The organism is Nocardia sp. NPDC004415, from assembly GCF_053602435.1.
On the sequence record NZ_JBSGDP010000017.1, the window covers coordinates 1 to 19,280 of the forward strand.

Consider the following 19,280-nt stretch of genomic DNA (forward strand, 5'->3'; position numbering starts at 1 on the left):
ACCAACAACTATCGGCCCGCGCGCACAAACCCAAAACAGCCACGGGCGCGCCGCCCCCCCCGCGCAACCCCGCGCGGCCCCGACGCTTTACGTCCTACAGCCCCAGATCGCGGCCGATGAGCTCTTTCATGATCTCGTTGGAGCCCGCCCAGATCTTGGTGACCCTGGCGTCCATCCACGCCCGCGCGACCTTGTACTCGCGCATGTAGCCGTAGCCGCCGTGCAGCTGCACGCACGCGTCGAGCACCTCGTTCTGGATCTGCGCCGACCACCACTTGGCCTTGGCGGCGTCCACGGCCGACAGCTCGCCGGTGGCGTGCGCGGCGATGCACTGGTCGACGAACGCCTGCGTCACCTCGACCTTGGTGACGATCTCGGCGAAGAGGAACTTGTTGTACTGGAAGCTGCCGATCTGCTGACCGAAGGCCTTGCGCTCCTTGGCGTATCGCAGCGTCTCGTCGAGCACCGCCGCCGCGTGCGCGATATTCGACACCGCCGCGCCGATGCGCTCCTGGGGCAGCCGCTCCATCATGGCGATGAAACCGCGGTCGACCTCGCCGATCCGGTTGGCGTCGGGCACCCGCACATTGTCGAAGAACAGCTCGGCGGTGTCGGATTCGGGCTGGCCGACCTTGTCGAGCTTGCGGCCGCGGGTGAAGCCCGCCATGCCGTTCTCCACGGCGAACAAGGTGATGCCCTTGGCCTTCTTCTCCGGGCTGGTGCGCGCGGCGACGATCACCAGGTCGGCGTTGAAGCCGTTGGTGATGAAGGTCTTGGAGCCGTTGACGATCCAGTCCTCGCCGTCGCGCACGGCGGTGGTCTTCAGCGCGGCCAGATCGGAGCCGCCGGAGGGCTCGGTCATGCCGATGGCGGTGACGATCTCGCCGGTGCAGAACTTGGGCAGCCAGCGCCGCTTCTGCTCGTCGGTGGTCAGTTCCACCAGGTAGGGCGCGCACACGTCGTAGTGGATGCCGAACGAGGACGACAGGGCCGCACCGGCTTTGGCCAGTTCCTCACCGAGGACGGCGGCGAAACGCCAGTCGCCGGCGTCGCTGCCGCCGAACTCCTCCGGGATGCCGAGGCCCAGGTAGCCGAGTTCGCCCGCGGCCAGCCAGGTCTCGCGGTCGATCGAGCGCTGTTCGATGAACTTCTCGGCATTCGGTTCGACCGAGCGCTTGACGAATTCGGCGACCGAGGCACGGAAGGCTTCGTGGTCCTCGGTGTAGATGGTGCGCTTCATGGCTTTCCTTTCAGCAGAACCAGCGAGGCCTGCACGACCTTGGCCGCGTCGGGCTCCTCGCCGCTGATCACATCGGCGTAGATGAAGGTCTCGGTGATCCGCGCCAGCAGCAGCGCCAGTTCCGGCACCGGCAGCGGCGGATCGAGTTCGCCCGCCGTGACCGCCTCGGTGAGCAGCTCGGCGATGACCGCGACGAAGCGCCGCTGCACCGAGCCCGCGGTGGTGGTGAGCAGGCGCAGCGCGCGTTCGGGTTCGCGGCGCAGGAACTGGCGGAACGCGTCGGAGGTGTTGACGGCCTGTGCGAAGTCTCCGAGGACGGTGGCGATCCGCTGCACGCCGCGGGTGTCGGTGGCGGCGACGGCGCGGCGCAGGGTGGGTTCGGCGACCGACCAGATCACTTCGGCGAGCAGTTCGTCGCGGCCGCCGACCCAGCGGAACAGGGTGGCCCGGTTGACGCCGAGTTCCTCGGCGAGTTCCTTCATCTCCAGCCTGCGCCCGGCCAGGAACCCGGAGCGGGCGGCCTTGAAGGCGGTGATGGCGTCGGGCCGGGCGGCGAGGTCGTCGAGGCGCTGTCCCAGCGTGGTCTGTTCGCGCACGTCACCTCCCGGTCGGCTTTGCAACGTTTCGGCCAGTGTATTGGTGATGCAACATCTGTCAATATGTCGCACCAGGGGTACAAAAAATCCCCCGGTCGCGATGACCGGGGGATCTCGTTGTAGCCCCGACGGGATTTGAACCCGCGCTACCGCCTTGAGAGGGCGGCGTCCTAGGCCGCTAGACGACGGGGCCAGAACCACAGCTCACCGGGGTGAACCGCGCGGAACATACGATAGCCGACGACTGGTCGTTCATCCAAAACGGCTGGTCCTGGTCCCGCCGGGGGTCAGAAGTCGACGGCGTCGCGGATGATCGGGCAGGTCATGCAGTGCCCGCCGCCGCGTCCACGGCCCAGTTCGGCGCCGACGATGGTGATCACCTCGACGCCCTGCTTGCGCAGCGCGGTGTTGGTGTGGGTGTTGCGGTCGTAGGCGAACACGACACCCGGTTCGACGGCGACGAGGTTGTTGCCGCTGTCCCACTGCTGGCGTTCGTTGGCGTAATAGCCGCCGCCGGTGTCGACCACGCGCAGTTCCCGGAAGCCGAGCGCCTCGGCGACCACGGTGAGGAACGGGTCGGATTCGTCGACCACCTCGATCGGGTTCTTGTCGCCGGGGCGCAGGGAGAAGGCGTGGATGCCGTGCACGATGTCGGGGAAGATGGTGACCAGGTCGCGGTCGGCGAAGGTGAACACGGTGTCGAGGTGCATGGCCGAGCGCAGTTTCGGCATGCCCGCCACGATCACCCGCTCGGCGGCGCCTGCGTCGAACAACGCCTTGGCGACCTGGCTGATGGCCTGGCGCGAGGTGCGTTCGCTCATGCCGACCAGCACCACGCCGTTGCCGACGGGCATCACGTCACCGCCCTCGAAAGTGGCCAGGCCCCAGTCGAGTTCGGGATCGCCCCACCAGACCCGGGCGCCGGTGTAGTCGGGGTGGAAGGTGTAGATCGCCTTCATCAGCAGGGTTTCGTCGTGCCGGGCGGGCCAGTACAGGGGATTCATGGTGAGGCCGCCGTAGATCCAGCAGGTGGTGTCGCGGGTGTAGAGGGTGTTGGGCAGCGGCGGGAGCAGGTATTCGCGGGCGCCGCTCTGTTCGCGGGCCAGGGCGCGGTAGGCCAGATCGCTGCCGGGGACATCGGCCACCGCGAGGCCGCCGATGAGGTGGGTGGCCAGCGTGCGGTCGTCGAGGGACTCCAGATAGCCGCGGGTCTGCTCGATCAGCCCGATGCCGACCTCGTTCGGGGTCATCGTGCGGTCCAGGACCCAGTCCCGCGCGCCGGGCACGGCCAGGGTCTCGGTGAGCAGGTTGTGCAGTTCGACGACCTCCACGCCACGATCGCGCAGCTTGGCGACGAAGTCGAAGTGGTCGCGGGTGGCGTTCTGCACCCACAGGACGTCGTCGAAGAGCAGCTCGTCGCAGTTGGTGGGGGTGAGCCGCTCATGCGCCAGGCCGGGCGCGCAGACCAGCACCTTGCGCAGGGTGCCGACCTCGGAGTGCACGCCGTAGGCGGATGCGGGCTGGGTCATGGGCTTACCTCCTGGCAGGGGACTTCGGGGGTCAGATGGTGATCCAGCCTGCGGCGAGCCCGACGATGCCGGCGACGGCGCCGAGGATCGACACGACCAGCAGCACCGGCTCCCAGCCCTGGAACGGCGTGCGGCCCTGCTCGCGGCGGGCCAGCCAGAACAGGATGGAGCCGGGGGCGTAGATGATGAGCGAGAGCAGCAGGAACTCCGGGCCCGCGGCCATGATCATGAAGGTGGTGTAGAGGGTGGCGATCGCGGCGATGATCAGTTCCTTGCGCCGGTCCTCGGGGTGCAGCTCGGTATAGGTCTCGCGGGTGTAGGCCAGTTTGAGGGCGTAGGCGGCGGCCAGCAGGTAGGGGATCAGCGACAGCGAGCTGCACAGTTTCAGCGTGAAGGTGAAGGCGTCGTCGGAGAACAGCGTGGTCAGCAGCACCAGCTGGATCAGTACGGTGGTGAAGATCAGCGCCACCACCGGCACCTTGTGGGCGTTGACGCGGGCGAGGAACGACGGCATGTCCTCGTCGGCCGCGGCGACATAGAGGACCTCGGCCGCCATCAGGGTCCAGGCCAGGTAGGCGCCCAGGACCGAGACGATCAGGCCGATGCTGATGAACCAGGCGCCCCAGGTGCCCACGGCGGATTCGAAGACCGGCGACATCGACGGCTGCTGGGCCGCGGCGAGTTCGTCGCGCGGCAGGATGCCGAACGACACCATGGTCACCGAGGCGAACAGGGCCAGCACACTGAGGAATCCGAGCACGGTGGCCCGGCCGATTTCGGAACGCTTGCGCGCGTAGCGGGAGTAGACGCTCGCGCCCTCGATGCCGAGGAAGACGAACACGGTGATCAGCATGGTCGAGCGGACCTGCTCGAACAGCGACTCCGAATACGCGTCGCCGCCCAGGAAGTTGTCGGCGAAAACGCCGGTGTCGAAATAGAACACGAGCACGATGACGAACACCATGATCGGCACGATCTTGGCGATGGTGACGATCTTGTTGATCGCGGCCGCCTCCTGCACGCCGCGCAGCACGATGAAATGGAACGCCCAGATGAACACCGTGGACAGCAGCACCGCGGGCACCGTATTGCCCTCGCCGAAGATCGGAAGCACCTGCCCGAGCGTCGATTTGATGAGCACCCAGTAGCTGACATTGCCCACACACGCGCTGGCCCAATAGCCGAATGCCGAGAAGAAACCGAGGTATTCACCGAATCCGGCCTTGGCGTAGGCGTACACACCGGCATCCAGATCGGGCTTGCGGATCGCCAGCGCCTGGAACACCAGTGCCAGCATCAGCATGCCGGTACCCGCGATACCCCACGCGATCAGCGCGCCGAAACCACCGGTGGCCTGGCCGAAATTGCGCGGTAGCGAGAAGACGCCCGCACCGACCATCGAGCCGACGACCATCGCCGACAGGGTCAGCAGCGGCATCGTCTTGTTCGTGCCTACGTCGGTTTTCGTCATCCGTGACTCCCCGGGCGAACCTGCTGGATGTAACGGGATGCAGCTAGCCGAATGTTAGCCGAGCGTCGGTTCTCCGGGGCCGGACCAGCCGGAAGTGAGTGCGCCCGTCTTCAGATCGTGATGAGGAGCGGGGGCTACGGCAGTTCCCAGACGTGGAGGGTATTGTCCGCGCAGCCCGCGACGACAACGGTGCGGCCCTCGCGCTGGGCGGTGGTGACCGCTTCCGCGGAGCAGCCGGTCAGTGGCTCGCCGACGGGTCGGCCGGTGGCGAGATCCCAGAGGCGGACCGTCCCGTCGCGGGCGCCGGAGACGATGACGGTGCGGCCCCGGTAGTCGGCGGTCGCGAGGGCCATGACCCAGCTCTCGTGGCCGGTGAGTGGCTCACCGACGAGTTGGCCGGTGGCGAGATCCCAGACGCGGATGGTGTCGTCGTTGCTGCCGGAGACTACGACGGTGCGGCCGTCGAGCTGCGCGGTGGTGAGGGAGGCGATGTCCTTCGTGTGGCCGATCATCGGTCGGCCGACGGGGCGTCCGGTGTCGAGGTCCCAGGCGCGGACGATGGTGTCCGTTCCGCCGGTGATCACCACATCGCGGCCGTCGACCTGCGCCGTAGCGACGGCGTCGACATTGTTGACGGTCATGGGGGCTACGCCGTCGGTGGTGCCCGCGAACCCTTGGCGCAGGCGCCTGCCGGTGCCCAGATCGATCAGGGCTACGCCCGAGGTGGTTCCGGCGAGGACGACTGCGCGCCCGTCCCGTTGGGCGGTGGCCAGCGCGCGGGGACTGCGGACCGAGAGTTCGCCGGGGACGTCGTCACCGGCGATCTCGCCGATGGGGATGGCCGCGTCGAGATCCCAGAGGCGGAGGGCTTTCGCGCCGCCGGACACGATGACGGTGCGGCCGTCGCGTTCGCCGGTGGTGAGCGCCTCGATGCGATCTTCGCGGTCGGCCAGCGGCGGGCCGAGCGGCTGACCCGAGGCGAGGTCCCAGAGACGGATCGAGCCGTCGTCGCTCGCGGAGACAACGACCGTGCGGCCGTCGCGTTGGGCGGTCGTGACGGCATTGACGGTATCGGTGTGGCCGGTCAGCACACCGACGAAGTGCTGGTCGGTCGCGTCGTGATCGGTTGTGCTGGAACCGTTTCGATCCTCGCGCGTCAGCACCACCGCGGTGATCGCGGCGAGTACGACCAAGGTGACGACTACGGCGGCGGCAGCCCACCAGCGGCGGGACCCGCCCGGTGGCGCACCCCCCCCAGAACTCTCGACCACGAGAGGAAACCTACCCGAGGTGAGACCCGCGTGTGGTTGACCCGGTGCGATGCCGGGGGAAGGGTGGGGTGATGGTCGGTAAGGAAGTGCGGGGCGGGGTCGAGATGTCGAATCTCGACCAGCCGCTGTTCGACGGTGCCGAGGCGACCAAACGGGATCTGATCGACTACCTGGAGTTCGCGGGGGAGCGGTTGGTTCGGGTGCTGCGGGGGCGGCCGCTGTCGGTGGTGCGGGTGCGGCCGGGGCAGGAGCCGTTCATGCAGAAGAATCTGCCGAAGTACACGCCGGAGTGGGTGGCGCGGACGACGGTCTGGGCGGAGAGTTCGCGGCGGGAGATCACCTACGCGCTGTGCGACGACCTGCGGACACTGCTCTGGTTCGGTAATCAACGGGCAGTCGAGTACCACCCGACGCTGTTCCTCGCCGAAACCGCCCCGATGCCAACCCATCTGGTGCTCGATCTCGATCCCTCGCCGGGGCAGACCTTCGCCGACGCGGTCGCGGGGGCGCGGCTGATCCGGGAGGCGCTGGCCGCCGACGGGCTGGCGGGGGCGGTGAAGACGAGCGGGTCCAAAGGGGTGCATGTCTTCGTGCCGGTGGTGGCCGGTGTCGATGTGGAGGACGCCGCCGCGGCGACGCGGGCGGTCGCGGCCAGGGCTGAACGCATCGATCCTTCGATCAGCACAACGGCTTTCATCCGCGAAGACCGGCACGGGAAGGTCTTCCTCGACGCCACCCGCGCCGGCGGCGCCACGGTGGCCGCGGCCTACAGCCCGCGGATCGGGCCGGGCGTCACCGTGTCGTTCCCGCTGCGGTGGTCGGACCTCGACGACGTGACACCCGCCGACTTCACGCTGCGGACGGTGCCCGGCCTCCTCGGCGACCACGATCCCTGGGAGTCGGAAATGCCTGCCCCGCAACAACTCCCCGCAGATCTCGTCGAGGAGGGTCACACCATTCCGGTGGCGCGGGTGCAGGCCATGCACGAGGGAAAACGGCGGGCGCGGGCGCGACGGGAGGAATGACCGTCCGGAGGAACCCGCGATGAATCCTCGCTGTCCGCACGCCCCCGGTCCATGGGTGGCGGTCAGCTAGGCGAGCGGCGGGGCGATGAAGAGGGCCGGGTTCTGGACTGTCATCGCCGCGATGATGTCGGCGGCCTTGTGCGGGCGCATTCTGGCAGGCCACAGGATCAGGGCCTTCCGGCCGTCGACCGAGGTCCAGCCGGTGGCGCCCGGTCGGAGGCGGGGTGGGTGTGTTCTGTCGGACCACTCGTGCAGGACGACTTCGATCATCTCCTGCCGTCGGTATCGGCCGATCCGGACGCCGGCGATCTCGGGCCAGGTGATCCTGACCGGCTCGCCGCCGACCGCGACGGTCATGCCGCCGGGGTCGAGGACGAGCTCGGGGAGGTTCCGGATTCCGGCGCGGATCGTCAGGACCAGGATCGCGCAGGCGAGGAGGGCGACGGGTACCGCGTGGATCACCCGGGGCACGAGGTCGATCTCGCTGTCGGTCAGCAGCCAGATCGCGAACACGGCCGCGCCGCCCGAAAGTAGCGCGTGGATCGTGAACTCGGCACGGGACGCCGGGTACACCGTGCGCATGCTTCCTCCCCCGCGATCCTGTAGACGGAACTGTAACCCGCTGTGGGAGAAGGGACTAGCCGCCGAGTGCGGCCACACCGGCCTGGGCGAACTTCTGGTCCAGGTCGCCGCTGGGCGCGCCCGCCACGCCGATGCCCGCGATGGGGGCGCCGTTGGCCTTCACGGGGGCGCCGCCGCCGAGGAACAGGGTGCCGTCGATATCGGCCAGGTGGGGTGCGGACTCGAGGCGCTTGGTGAGTTCGGTGGTGGGGGCGTTCCAGGAGACGGCGGTGAAGGCCTTCTGCTGGGCGGCGTCGTAGGACTGCGGGCCCGCGCCGTCACCGCGCAGGGTGACCAGGACATTGCCGTTGCGGTCGACCACGGCCACGCTCACGCGCTGGTTCTCCTTCGCGGCGGCGTCGAGGGCGGACTGGGCGGCCTCGGTGGCGGCGGCGAGGGTCAGGTGGGTGCTCTGCGCCAGGTTGGGCTCGGCGGCGTCGGCGACCACGGGGGTGCGGGTGGCGGGGTCGGGGTTCTGCGCCTGGACGGTCACCACGCCGACGACACCCGCGCCGATCACCGCGGCGGTGGCGCCGGCGACGACGAGACGGTTACGGGTGCTGAACTTGGTGGTCATGGCCTGCTCCTGAGGGGGTTCCGGCCGGTCGGCGGGGTGCCGTGGCCTGCTGATATCCATCCTGTGCGGGATCGGGGCCCGGCGGATCGGCGGTGTGGCTGGATTCCGGCGGCCGGAACGGACGACACCCGGGTCGACCGATCGGATGACCCGCCGAGACCGGGTCGGCGGTGAGAATGGGCAGGACAGGAGGTGGCCATGGACCCGGCACACGAACGCGACGACGACCGGCTGCTGCCCGTCATCGTGCACAGCGCCTTCTATGTCCTGCTCGCCGCCTCGCTGCTGCGCTGGCTGATCCGGCACAGTGAGACCAGGTCCACGCCGCTGATCGTGGCGCTCGCGCTGATCCTCGCCGTGCTCTACGCGCTGAGCGAGCTGCGGCAATCGCATCGGCTGGAGTGGTTCGCGGGGCTGGTGCTGACCTGGTCGGTGCTGGTGGTGCTGGCACCGAGTTTCGCCTGGTGCGCGGTGCCGCTGGTCTATACGGGTCTGCGGATTCTGTCCGAGCGGGTCGCGATCATCCTGGTGATGGTCCTGACCGTCCTGGTGGTGGTGAGCCAGGTGCGCATCGCGGGCTGGCTCGATCCCAATCTGGTGCTCGCCCCACCGGCGGTCGCGGCGGTGACCACGGCGCTGTTCGTCGGGATGCGCCGCCAGGCCGAACGGCAGCACGCGCTGATCGACGACCTGGTGCGCACCCGCGCCGAACTGGCCGCCACCGAACGCCGCGAGGGCACCCTGGCCGAACGCGAACGGCTCGCCGGGGAGATCCACGACACCCTCGCCCAGGGCCTGTCCAGCCAGCGCATGCTGCTGCAAGCCGCCGACCTGGTGTGGGACAGCGACCCCGGCCAGGCCCGCACCCACCTGCGTGCCGCCGCCGAGATCGCCGAACGCGACCTCACCGAGGCCCGCCGCTTCGTCCACGACCTCGCCCCGGCCGATCTCGCCGCGGGTGGATCACTGCCCGCCGCGCTGGCCGCCCTGGCCACCCGGGAGTCCGGTGACGCACTCGAGGTGCGCTTACATATAGAAGGAGCGCCCGGCCCGCTGCCGCAGCGGGTCGAGGCCACGCTGCTGCGCATCGCCCAGGGCGCGCTGGCCAATGTGCGGGAGCACGCCGCCGCGCGCACCGCCACCCTGACGCTCACCTGCCTCGACGACCAGATCGTGCTCGACATCGCCGACGACGGCCGCGGCTTCGACCCCGCCGCACTGCCCGGTCCGCGTCCCGACGGCGGACACGGGCTGCCTGCCATCCGCGCGCGGGCGCGTCAGCTGGGCGGGACCTGCACGATCGAATCGGCTCCCGGCGACGGCACCGTGCTCTCGGCCGCGATCCCCCTGGCCGCTGGCTAGCATCGGCATCGTGACTGTGCGCCTGCTCCTCTGTGACGACCACGCGGTCGTGCGCGCCGGCCTGCGCGCGCTGCTGTCGAGCGCGCCGGACATCGAGGTGCTCGACGAGGCCGCCGACGGGCCGAGCGCCGTCGCGCTGGCCGCGAGCCTGCACCCCGATGTGGTGCTGATGGATCTGCAACTCGGCGGCGACATGGACGGCATCGAGGCCACCCGCCGGATCACCGCCCAGCCCGCGCCCACCCCGCACGTGCTGGTGCTGACCACCTACGACACCGACGCCGACATCACCCGCGCCATCGAGGCGGGCGCCACCGGCTACCTGCTCAAGGCCGAGCGGCCCGAGGAACTCTTCGCCGCCATCCACGCCGCCGCGAGCGGTCGCACCACCCTGTCGGCCCCGGTCGCGGCCCGGGTGATGGCCAGGATGCGCAATCCCGGACCCACCCTCACCACCCGTGAGCGCGACATCCTCGGGCAGCTGGCCCAGGGCCTGGGCAACCGCGAGATCGCCCGCGCCCTGCACATCAGCGAGGCCACGGTGAAGACCCACCTGGGCCGGATCTACGACAAATTGGGCGTCGACACCCGTGCGGCGGCCGTCGCGGTGGCCACCGAGCGCAGGCTGCTCGCCTGAAATGCCCGAATAGTTTGTGACCGGCGCCACGGTTTACCGGTGACCTCGCTCACGAAATGCATGATCAATGACAGTCCTGTGATTACGGATTTATTACGGCAGACCTGCGCGGAACAGTGTTCTTTTGAACAATGCTCGCTACAGAATCGTTCGTGATCGGGATGTGATCGAAGCTGGCAAAGCCGCTACATTCGATCACGGCTTGAACAACAACCCGAGCCGAATCGAATCGCAGAACACCGGAAAGCCTGCCCCGCGATTCGAGGATCCCCGACATTCCTGAGGGGCAGGGACACGGCGATCGTCACCAGCCGGGCCGGTGGGCGCAGGTAGGAATCCTTATGTCTTTCAATCGCAAGTTCACCACTCGTGCCCTGGGCCTCGCCGCTGTCGCCGGTGCCATGATCGCCGTTCCGGCCGGTCTGACCACCGCCACCGCCTCGGCCAACAACTGGGACGCCGTGGCGCAGTGCGAGAGCAGCGGCAACTGGGGTATCAACACCGGTAACGGCTACTACGGCGGTCTGCAGTTCTCGCAGAGCACCTGGGAGGCCTACGGCGGTGCCGGTACCGCCGACAACGCCAGCCGTGAAGAGCAGATCCGCGTGGCCGAGAACGTGCTGGCCGCGCAGGGTCCCGGCGCCTGGCCGGTCTGCAGCGCCTACCTGTAAAGCGCGCTGTCACCCGAGACTTTCCTTGTCGGGAAACGAAATACCCGTTATTCGGAGCACACGCCGAATAGCGGGTTTTTTCGTGCCCGGATATATTCAGCCTATTTGTATCGAGCGCCGCGCCATGCCGAGCCAATAACCGTCGACGACGGTGCGCAGCGAGTCGAGATCATCCAGGCCGGCGCCGAGGGTGAAGAAGATCGGCGCGAAGTGCTCGGTGCGCGGGTGGGCCAGCCGGGCGGCCGGCGCGGTGTGCTCGAAATCCAAGAGGGCGTCGATGTTTCGCGCGTCGAGCGCCTCGCGGCCCCACTCGTCGAACTCGGCGGTGAACGTGTGCACCTGCCGGTCGTCGCCGGTGATGGCCCGCAGATTGTGGGTGAAGAACCCGCTGCCGACGAGCAGTACACCCTCTTCGCGCAAGGGCGCGAGTCTGCGGCCGAATTCGAGTAGTTCGCTGGGGTCCAGGGTGGGCACCGAGACCTGGAGAACGGGGATATCGGCGTCCGGGTACATCTGCGTCAGCGGGACGTACGCGCCGTGATCGAGCCCGCGCTCCGGCTCGTCCGTCACCGCGCCACCCAGCAGCGCGCGCACCCGCGCGGCGAGTTCGGGTGCGCCCGGCGCGGGATAGCGCACGTCGTAGTAGCGCTGGTCGAAGCCCCAGAAGTCGTAGACCAGCGGCACCGTGCTGGTGGCGCCGATACTCACCGGCGCCGACTCCCAATGCGCCGAGACGATGAGGATCGCGGTCGGGCGCGGCAGATCGCCCGCCCAGGCCGCCAGCTCGGCGGGCCAGGTGGCGTGGTCGATCAGCGGCGGCGCGCCGTGGGACAGGTAGAGCACCGGCATGGTCATGTTCATGATGAACAACCGGAGCGTCGCGGTTACTCCTCGAGGCGCGGAGCGGCGTCGAGCCGGTGCACGGTGAGGGCGGCGGCGAGCATGCGCGACGCCGTCGGGTCGGCCGGGTCGAGGCCGGTGAGCTCGGCGATGCGGCGCAGGCGGTAGGTGAAGGTGTTGGGGTGCACGTGGATGCGCCGCGAGGCCGTCTTGCGGTCGGCGCCGTGGCGCAGGTGCGCCTCCAGCGCCTCGATCAGATGCGGGCTCGACAGCAGGGGGATCACCCGCTGGGCGAGGCGTTCGCGCGCCGGGCCGGGGCGGGTGAGCTGGTATTCGAGCAGCAGGTCGTCGAGGCGGTAGCAGCCGCCGGGCCTGCCGCGCAGCCGGGCCAGCTCGGTGAGTTCGGCGGCGTCCTTGGCGGCGGCCGGGATGGCCTCGCGGGTGACACCGGAGAACTCGGCCAGATACACCGTCGCCCCGAACTGCTCGGCCAGCCGGGCGGCGAGGGCGTCGAACTGGGCGGGGTCGAGCACATCGGTCTCGGAGGAGTTGCTCAGCAGCGCGATGCCGTTGGCACCGTCGAAGGTGGCCGGGGTGGTGGTGCCGGTCAGTTCGTCGAGCGCGCGTTGCAGCACCCTGATCCGGCGGCGGGTGACCAGGTTGGCGGCGCTACCCGCGCGGGCGGGTTCGCTGAGATGGATGGCCAGCACGGTGTACTGGTCGGTGAGCACGGTGTCGGCGCGCGCGGCGAGTTCCTCGGCGGGCAGACCGCGCACCAGCGCCGAACACAGTTCGCGGCGGGCTTCGCGCTCGGCGTGATAGATCGACTGCTCGACCTCGGTGTAGGTCTCCACCACGGTCATGTTGATGTGGCGCAGCAGTTCGAGCAGGCGGCTGCCGACCACGATCAGCTCGGCCATCTCGGTCGGATCGGCCAGCGCGGAGGCTTCGGCCAGCACCGACTGGGCCGACCCGTGGATCGCGCCGATCAGCATCGGCAGCGGCAGGCGGTCCTCGGCGTGCCGTTCGGCGACCGGCCCGACGAAGGCGGCCACCTCGGCCTGGGTGAACTCGCGATCCGCGGCGATCGCCTCGAGCACGGCCCGGCCGCAGGCATAGATGGTGGGCAGGACTTCGGCGGTGAAATGGCCCGCGGGCAGATCGGCGGGTGCGGTGGCGCCCAGTCCCTCGGCGAGCATGCGTTCGGCGATCTGGGGCCAGCGGGTGAGCAACCGCGCCGTCAACGCGGGGCGGGTGGAAACGGGGTGTTCGGCGAGCATGACTCGATTGTGTCCGAGGACAGGGCGGCATGGGACCGGCCGGTCGAAAACGCACAGAACTTGGCGTCGGCGACAACCGTCGCGCGGTTTTCTCGGTGCACGGTGCAGTGACACCAGTGTGGCGCGGGTCATAGATTCGCAGAGCACGCCGAAGCGACACTGCTCGTCGGCGCTGTTCGACGGAAGTGACTTCATGACAACGCACACCCTGCGCCGCACCCTCTGTGGCCTCGGCATCGCCGCGGGCCTGACCGCGGCCTCGGCCCTGGGCACCACGCCCGCCGCGGCGGAACCCACGCTCGAGCCGACCATCGCCTCGCTGGCCGCCTACCTCGATTCCACGATGGCCACCGCGGCCGACGGGCGCAAGCCCACCGCGATCGCCGACACCGGCAGCGCCTCGGGCAGCGGTTCCGGCAGTGCCTCGGGCTCCAGCTCGGGCTCGGCCGCGGCCAGCCGGGCCACCGACACCCTCGGCGAGGGCCCGGCGATGACCGCCCCGCTCGCCGCCTTCGCCTACAGCCTCATCCACCCCGACGCCGCCCCGCCCGGGGCCAACCGGTGGGACTGCAAGCCCTCGGCCGCGCACCCCAACCCGGTGGTGCTGCTGCACGGCACCTGGCTCAACGCCTTCGACACCTTCTCCTATCTCTCGCCGCGCCTGGCCGAGGCCGGGTACTGCGTGTTCACCCTGAACTACGGCAAGTCCGGACTGATCGAAGGCGGCGGTGTCGGCGCGATCCTGCCCGGCCGCAACGGCGTGGGGCCGATGGCCGATTCCTCCCGGCAGGCCGGTGACTTCATCGACCGGGTGCGCGCCGCGACGGGCGCCGAGAAGGTCGACATCATCGGCCACTCGCAGGGCGGCACCATCGCCAACCACTACCTGAAGTTCGGCGGCGGCCAGGGCAAGGTCGGCAAGCTCGTCACCTTCGGCGCCACCCACCACGGCACCTCGCTGATGGGCATCGCCACCCTCGGCCGGATGATCAACAACGCCGGCATCGACATTCTCGGCTTCTACCGGCCGATCGTCGGGATCAGCAATATCGAGCAGGCGGTCGGCTCGCCGTTCTACGACACCCTCAACGCCCACGGTGACACCGTGCCCGGCGTCGCCTACACCGCGGTCGGCTCCCGCTACGACGAGGTGATGAACCCCTACGACTGGACCTTCCTCACCGCCGGTCCCGACGCCACCGTCGACAACATCACCCTGCAGGCGGGCTGCGAACAGGACATCTCCGACCACCTGACCCTGATGTACTCGCCGCGGTCGGCCTCGATCGCCCTGCGCGCGCTCGACCCGGAGCACGCGCCGGAGCTGGTGTGCACGTTCAACCCGTGGTTCCTCGGTGGCGGTGGCTCCTTGTGAGTCCCGATCTGCTCGCGTCACCGTGGCGTGCCGCGCCGCTGCTCCCCCCCGAGGACCCGTTCTACACCGCCCCGCCCGCCGTCGAGTCGCTCGCGCCGGGCGAGGTGGTGCGGGCCCGGCCGGTGGAGGCCGCGCTGTTCGGGCTGGTGCCGCAGCGGATCACGGCCTGGCAGTTGCTGTATCGCACCTGCGATCTGGACGGGCGGCCGGAGGTGTCGGTGACGACGGTGCTGCTGCCCGCCGACGCCGATGCGGCCCGCTCGCGGCCGCTGGTGTCGTTCCAGTGCGCGATCGATGCCGTTGCCCCACAGTGCTTCCCGTCCTACGCGCTGCGGCGTGGAGCCGCGACGCTCGGGTCGATCGCACCGCTGGAACTGCCGATCATCGCGATGGCGTTGCGGCAGGGCTGGGCGGTGTCGGTGCCCGATCACGAGGGGCTCGGCGGGCGGTTCGGTGCCGCCCGCGAGCCCGGGTACCGCGCGCTCGACGGGGCAAGGGCCGCACTGGCTTTCGCGCCACTGGGGCTGGACGCCTCGGCCCCGGTGGCGCTGTGGGGATACTCGGGCGGCGGGCTGGCCACGGCCTGGGCCGCCGAGCTCGCGGCGGAGTACGCGCCGGAACTGCGACTGGTCGGGGCCGTGGCCGGATCGCCGGTGGGTGACCCGGCCGCGGCGTTCGTGCGGCTCAACGGCGGCTGGTTCGCCGGGTTCCCCGCCGCCTTCGTGGCGGGGCTGCGCCAGGCCTACCCCGAACTCGACCAGGTGCTGCGCGATCACCTCGACGATCGGTACCGGGCGCTGCTGGGGGAGGCCGAACAGCGCAGTACCTTCGCGCTGCTGCTGCGTTTCCTGCGTCGCGACGTGAGCCGTCATCTGCGCGGCGGGCTCGACGGATTGCTCGCCGAACCGGCCCTGCGCCGCATCCTCGCCGATATCGAACCCGGCACCCGCGCGCCCGCGGCGCCGCTGCTGGTGGTGCAGGGCGTGCGCGACGAGGTGATCGCGGTGGCCGACATCGACGCCCACGTCGAGCGCTACCGCCGCGCGGGTGCCACCGTCGACTACCTGCGCATCCGTCGTGGCTCGCACCTGCCGCTCGAATTCCTCGTCGTCCCCGCGGTTCTCGACTGGCTCGGCGACCGGTTCGCCGGGCGTCCGGCGCCGGACGGGACCACCACGGTCACCTCGGTGGTCCGCACCCAGCGGGCTCTGCGGACCCATCTCGCCTTCCTCGGCGTCGCCCTGCGCATGCTCACCGGCGGTCACCTCGCCTCCGTGCCGGACCCCGAATTCGCCTCGACCCCAGCCCCGGAGGTTGTTAAGGTTCTCTAGACCAAAAACAGTGGGGGTGGAGATCATGACCGAAGGAACCGTGCTGTGGCGCCCGACCGGGCCCACCGAGCTGGCCCTGGTGGCCGAATCCGGTTGGCGCGCTTGGCCACCCCGCCTGCCCGATCAGCCGATCTTCTATCCGGTGCTCACCGAGGACTACGCGATCATGATCGCCCGCGACTGGAACGTGCCCGCGTCCGGTTCCGGGTACGTCACCCGCTTCACCGTCGACACCGCCTACCTGGCGAACTACGACATCCACCAGGTAGGCGGTCGCGACATCCTCGAATACTGGATCCCCGCCGAGGAACTGGACGATTTCAACGCCCACCTCCTCGGCCCCATCGAACTGGCGCACACCTTCCCGGAACCCGCCGACCAGGCATAGATCCCGGTGGACCTGTTCACTCCCCGCGCCGTAGCCCGCATGGCGAACCGTCGCAACGTTCTCCTGGCGGGCGCGGGCGGCGGCTTCGACGCCTACGCCGCCCTGCCGCTGGCCGTCGCCCTCCACGACGCCGGCGTCCGCGTCCACTTCGCGAACCTCTCCTTCACCGACCCGTCGGCACTGGCCGCGCTCGAGCGGGACGGCCTCGTTCCGGTGGTCCCGGACTCCCCGGGCCCCGCGACGTACTTCCCCGAGCGAAGTCTGGCGCGGGCGCTCGTCCCGACCGGCATGTCGCCTGTCGTCCATGCACTCCCACGGGCGGGGGTCGTTCCGCTCCGCGCGCAGTACGCGCTGCTGGCCGAGCGACTCGCGCTGGACGCGATCGTGCTCGTCGACGGCGGCACCGACATCCTGCTGCGCGGTGACGAGGAACGTCTCGGCACACCCGAGGAAGACCTGGCGAGCCTGGCCGCCGTCGCCGGGCTGGATCACGCCCTCGAACGGCAGGTCTTCTGCCTGGGCTTCGGGATCGACAGCTTCCACGGCGTCAACCACGTCCACGTGCTGGAGAACATCGCCGACCTGGACGCGGCCGGGGCCTACCTGGGCGCCTTCTCCATCCCCGGCGACGCCCCCGGCGCACTGCTCTACCGCGACGCGGTCGCCGCGGCGGCGCGGGAGACACGGCGGCCCAGCCTGGTCAACGGGCAGATCGCGGCCGCGCTCGCCGGTGCGCACGGCGATGTGGCCGTGCCGGGGCGCGCGCGGGTGGGGGAGTTGTTCGTCAATCCGCTGATGGCCATGTACTTCACCGTCGATCTCGTCGGGCTCGCCCGGCGGCACCGGTGCCTGGAGCGGCTGGAGGGGACGGAAACGCTCGAGGACGTGGCGCGCCGGATAGGGGAGTCGCGGGTGGGGGTCGAGTTGCGGCAGCCCCGGGTGTTTCCGCACTGAATTGCCGCCGGAAATGCGGTGTGCGCAGGGAATTCAGGGTTGTGTGTGACGGAATGTAGCGGTGCCCCTATTTCTCGGGGCATGGGAAATTTGTCCTTATCAGTTGGCGAAATGTGAATCTCAGAAGGCTCTCATATTCGCCTCAGAAAGATGGTGTATCACGCGAAAAGCCCTGGTGGTGATAGGTTTTTGTGTCAACTGTTACCGTCGTCACGAAATCGGGAAATTCGTAACCCGAGGCGATCGGGGCTCGATATGCCATTCGTAAGCCAGCCCCGCTGGACCTATCGAGAAACAGAGGAATTCTTATGATCCCCGTTATCATCGACACCGGTAGCGCCGCCCTGAACGGCCTCTTCGACACCCTCGGCGCCGCGCTCCACGGCATCGTCGACACCCTGTGGACCGGTTCCTTCGGCGGCTGATCCAGCCCCCAGGTCGATGTGACGACCAGGTCCGCCCTGACCGCGTGACCTACGAGAAGGCCCCGCACCCGGACGAGGTGTGGGGCCTTCCCGCGTTCAGTGCGAGTGCGTGGCGGTGCCGCGTCCCGGCACGTGTGTCGGACCGTGCGACTCGCCGCAGTGCCCCTCGTCCGGCCGCGCGGCGCCGATGTCGAGCACCTTCGGGTTCGCGTGGTCGACCTGCAGGGTGACGTGCCCGATGTGGTGCTCGTGGTCGAGCATGTGCGCGATGTCCTCGCGCACCGCGTGGCAATCGTGCCCCGGCTCCACCAATACGTGCGCCGACAGCGCGGGCGAGCCGGAGGTGATCTCCCAGATGTGCAGGTCGTGCACCTCGGTGACGCCTTCGCGGGCGGCCATGTCGCGGCCCACCCGCGCGGGGTCGAGATAGTCGGGCGCGGCTTCGAGGAAGATGCGGCTCGACGCGCGGATCAGCCCGATGCCCGCCTTGATCATCAGCACCACCACGATCAGGCTGGCCACGATGTCGGCGCGCGCCCACCCGGTGAGAATGATGACCAGACCGGCCACCGCCGTGGCGATGAAGGCGAACAGATCGTTGAGGATGTGCTGGTAGGCGCCCTCGACATTGAGGCTCGACCGGTCGGCCTTGCTGATCATCCAGGTCGCCAGGACGTTCACCACCACGCCGACCAGCGCGGTGATCAGCACGAGCGTGCCGTGCACCTCCGGCGGCTCGAACAGCCTGCGGATGGCCTCGTAACCCAGCCACATCGCCAGCAGTAGCAGCGTCAGCCCGTTGGCCTGGGCCGAGAGGATCTCCACCCGCTTCCAGCCGAAGGTCATCCGCCCCGCCGCCGGGCGCGCCGCCAGCCGGATCGCGAGCAGCGCCAGCACGATGGAGGCCGCGTCGGTGGTCATGTGCGCCGCGTCCGAGAGCAGTGCCAGCGAGTCGGCGATGACGCCGACGATCACTTCACCGATCAGGAACGTGACGATCACCGCCAGTGCCCCCGCCAGCCACCGCCGATCGCTGTCGGCCGACACCCCGTGGTCGTGCCCGTGTCCTGCGCCCATCGCGTTCCCCTTCTGCTGCGGTTCGATCGAGGGCTATCGTATGCACACATCGCTATGTGTGCAATTCCTTCGTTGTCGACGACGGCGCGCACGGGCCATCCAGGCTGGTCACCGGCGGTTACCAGCCTAGGCTCTGGACGGGCGTTGTGGTGAGGTCGCTCAGTCCGGGTCGGGCCAGGTGTCCTCGACGATCACCCGCGCCGCCGCGTACTGCTCGGCGATCAGCGAAGGGGGATAGGTCGGCCAGGCCGACACCGCGCCCGTCCGCTTGTCGATCACGTACACCGAACCGCCGACCGGCACCGGCCGATCCGCCGGTGCGTGCGTCGGCACGACCGCGAAAACGGCGAAACCTTCGGGGAATTCGGCGATCCGGCGTTCGGTGCCCGGCGCGTCGGCGGGTAGGTGATCGTCCGCGATGCGGGAGGCCTCGGCCCGGTCGACCGGCGTCTGCGCGCCGGTCGGAAATGCATGGATGTCCACGTAACAACAGCTCCTCGCCGCGATTGTCGTCGCCGCGCCGCCGTCGTGGGTGGGGAATCGGGGAAGCCGCCGAAAAGGGCGAGCCCGGCAGCCCTGCTCCCCCCTCCTGGAGCAGGCCCGGCCGGGC

General features: G+C 69.5%; 18 protein-coding genes, 1 tRNA gene and 1 pseudogene. 8 read left to right on the forward strand and 12 right to left on the reverse strand.

The features are described from left to right. Positions 1-94 precede the first annotated feature (94 nt). The 6 genes from ACWEMY_RS10850 to ACWEMY_RS10875 all read right to left on the reverse strand — a co-directional run bounded on the left by ACWEMY_RS10850 (position 95) and on the right by ACWEMY_RS10875 (position 6,107). Entirely contained in the window at positions 95-1,240 is a 1,146-nt protein-coding gene (locus tag ACWEMY_RS10850) for an acyl-CoA dehydrogenase family protein (protein WP_452389821.1), read from the reverse strand. Next, positions 1,237-1,836, reverse strand: a complete 600-nt coding sequence (locus tag ACWEMY_RS10855; protein ID WP_452389822.1) for a QsdR family transcriptional regulator — start codon at positions 1,834-1,836, stop codon at positions 1,237-1,239. Before ACWEMY_RS10855 ends, ACWEMY_RS10850 begins: the two co-directional genes overlap by 4 nt. A 120-nt stretch (positions 1,837-1,956) precedes the next feature. Continuing rightward, positions 1,957-2,029: transfer RNA gene (locus ACWEMY_RS10860), tRNA-Glu, on the reverse strand. A gap of 94 nt (positions 2,030-2,123) precedes the next feature. Next, positions 2,124-3,365, reverse strand: a complete 1,242-nt coding sequence (locus ACWEMY_RS10865) for an arginine deiminase (RefSeq protein WP_452389823.1) — start codon at positions 3,363-3,365, stop codon at positions 2,124-2,126. 31 nt (positions 3,366-3,396) lie between these two features. Then, positions 3,397-4,836, reverse strand: a complete 1,440-nt coding sequence (locus tag ACWEMY_RS10870; protein ID WP_452389824.1) for a basic amino acid/polyamine antiporter — start codon at positions 4,834-4,836, stop codon at positions 3,397-3,399. 134 nt (positions 4,837-4,970) lie between these two features. After that, a complete protein-coding gene (locus tag ACWEMY_RS10875) occupies positions 4,971-6,107 on the reverse strand; it encodes a WD40 repeat domain-containing protein (RefSeq protein WP_452389825.1) in 1,137 nt (378 codons plus the stop codon). Positions 6,108-6,178: 71 nt separating this feature from the next. Here ACWEMY_RS10875 and ACWEMY_RS10880 point away from each other — a divergent pair, with 71 nt between their 5' ends. Further along, a complete protein-coding gene (locus tag ACWEMY_RS10880; protein WP_452389826.1) occupies positions 6,179-7,132 on the forward strand; it encodes a DNA polymerase domain-containing protein in 954 nt (317 codons plus the stop codon). A 66-nt stretch (positions 7,133-7,198) separates the two neighbouring features. Here the strand turns inward: ACWEMY_RS10880 and ACWEMY_RS10885 are convergent, their stop codons facing one another. Together ACWEMY_RS10885 and ACWEMY_RS10890 are read right to left on the reverse strand one after the other, a co-directional pair. Continuing rightward, entirely contained in the window at positions 7,199-7,714 is a 516-nt protein-coding gene (locus tag ACWEMY_RS10885) for a hypothetical protein (RefSeq protein WP_452389827.1), read from the reverse strand. Between the two features lie 55 nt (positions 7,715-7,769). Then, entirely contained in the window at positions 7,770-8,330 is a 561-nt protein-coding gene (locus tag ACWEMY_RS10890) for a GlcG/HbpS family heme-binding protein (RefSeq protein ID WP_452389828.1), read from the reverse strand. Between the two features lie 198 nt (positions 8,331-8,528). Between ACWEMY_RS10890 and ACWEMY_RS10895 the strand changes: the two genes are divergently transcribed. From ACWEMY_RS10895 to ACWEMY_RS10905, 3 genes and pseudogenes are all read left to right on the forward strand, one after another. Beyond that, complete coding sequence (locus ACWEMY_RS10895) at positions 8,529-9,692, forward strand: sensor histidine kinase (protein ID WP_452389829.1); 1,164 nt, start codon at positions 8,529-8,531, stop codon at positions 9,690-9,692. Positions 9,693-9,699: 7 nt separating this feature from the next. After that, positions 9,700-10,329: a response regulator gene (locus ACWEMY_RS10900; RefSeq protein ID WP_452389895.1), complete on the forward strand. Its 630-nt coding sequence runs from the start codon at positions 9,700-9,702 to the stop codon at positions 10,327-10,329. Positions 10,330-10,670: 341 nt separating this feature from the next. Beyond that, a pseudogene (locus tag ACWEMY_RS10905) lies at positions 10,671-10,997 on the forward strand (transglycosylase family protein); the annotation flags it as partial. A 99-nt stretch (positions 10,998-11,096) separates the two neighbouring features. Here the strand turns inward: ACWEMY_RS10905 and ACWEMY_RS10910 are convergent. Both ACWEMY_RS10910 and ACWEMY_RS10915 read right to left on the reverse strand, forming a co-directional pair. Next, positions 11,097-11,861 (reverse strand): dioxygenase family protein, encoded by a 765-nt coding sequence (locus tag ACWEMY_RS10910; protein WP_452389830.1) that lies wholly within the window; start codon positions 11,859-11,861, stop codon positions 11,097-11,099. A 23-nt stretch (positions 11,862-11,884) separates the two neighbouring features. Further along, on the reverse strand, positions 11,885-13,120 hold the full coding sequence (locus ACWEMY_RS10915; protein ID WP_452389831.1) for a PucR family transcriptional regulator: 1,236 nt from the start codon (positions 13,118-13,120) through the stop codon (positions 11,885-11,887). A gap of 193 nt (positions 13,121-13,313) precedes the next feature. Between ACWEMY_RS10915 and ACWEMY_RS10920 the strand changes: the two genes are divergently transcribed. From ACWEMY_RS10920 to ACWEMY_RS10935, 4 genes are read left to right on the forward strand one after another with little or no spacing between them, the layout of a single operon-like run. Continuing rightward, the gene (locus ACWEMY_RS10920) at positions 13,314-14,495 is read left to right on the forward strand and encodes an esterase/lipase family protein (protein ID WP_452389832.1); all 1,182 of its coding nucleotides are present in this window, start codon (positions 13,314-13,316) and stop codon (positions 14,493-14,495) included. Then, positions 14,492-15,826: a lipase family protein gene (locus ACWEMY_RS10925; RefSeq protein ID WP_452389833.1), complete on the forward strand. Its 1,335-nt coding sequence runs from the start codon at positions 14,492-14,494 to the stop codon at positions 15,824-15,826. The genes ACWEMY_RS10920 and ACWEMY_RS10925 overlap by 4 nt, the downstream gene beginning before the upstream one ends. Positions 15,827-15,851: 25 nt before the next feature. Beyond that, on the forward strand, positions 15,852-16,214 hold the full coding sequence (locus ACWEMY_RS10930; protein WP_452389834.1) for an ADP-ribosylation/crystallin J1: 363 nt from the start codon (positions 15,852-15,854) through the stop codon (positions 16,212-16,214). 39 nt (positions 16,215-16,253) lie between these two features. After that, complete coding sequence (locus ACWEMY_RS10935) at positions 16,254-17,168, forward strand: DUF1152 domain-containing protein (RefSeq protein ID WP_452389835.1); 915 nt, start codon at positions 16,254-16,256, stop codon at positions 17,166-17,168. Positions 17,169-17,689: 521 nt separating this feature from the next. Here ACWEMY_RS10935 and ACWEMY_RS10940 read toward each other — a convergent pair. Both ACWEMY_RS10940 and ACWEMY_RS10945 read right to left on the reverse strand, forming a co-directional pair. Then, complete coding sequence (locus ACWEMY_RS10940) at positions 17,690-18,670, reverse strand: cation diffusion facilitator family transporter (RefSeq protein ID WP_375929466.1); 981 nt, start codon at positions 18,668-18,670, stop codon at positions 17,690-17,692. Between the two features lie 159 nt (positions 18,671-18,829). Further along, positions 18,830-19,153, reverse strand: a complete 324-nt coding sequence (locus ACWEMY_RS10945) for a hypothetical protein (RefSeq protein WP_452389836.1) — start codon at positions 19,151-19,153, stop codon at positions 18,830-18,832. Between the last annotated feature and the right edge of the window lie 127 nt (positions 19,154-19,280).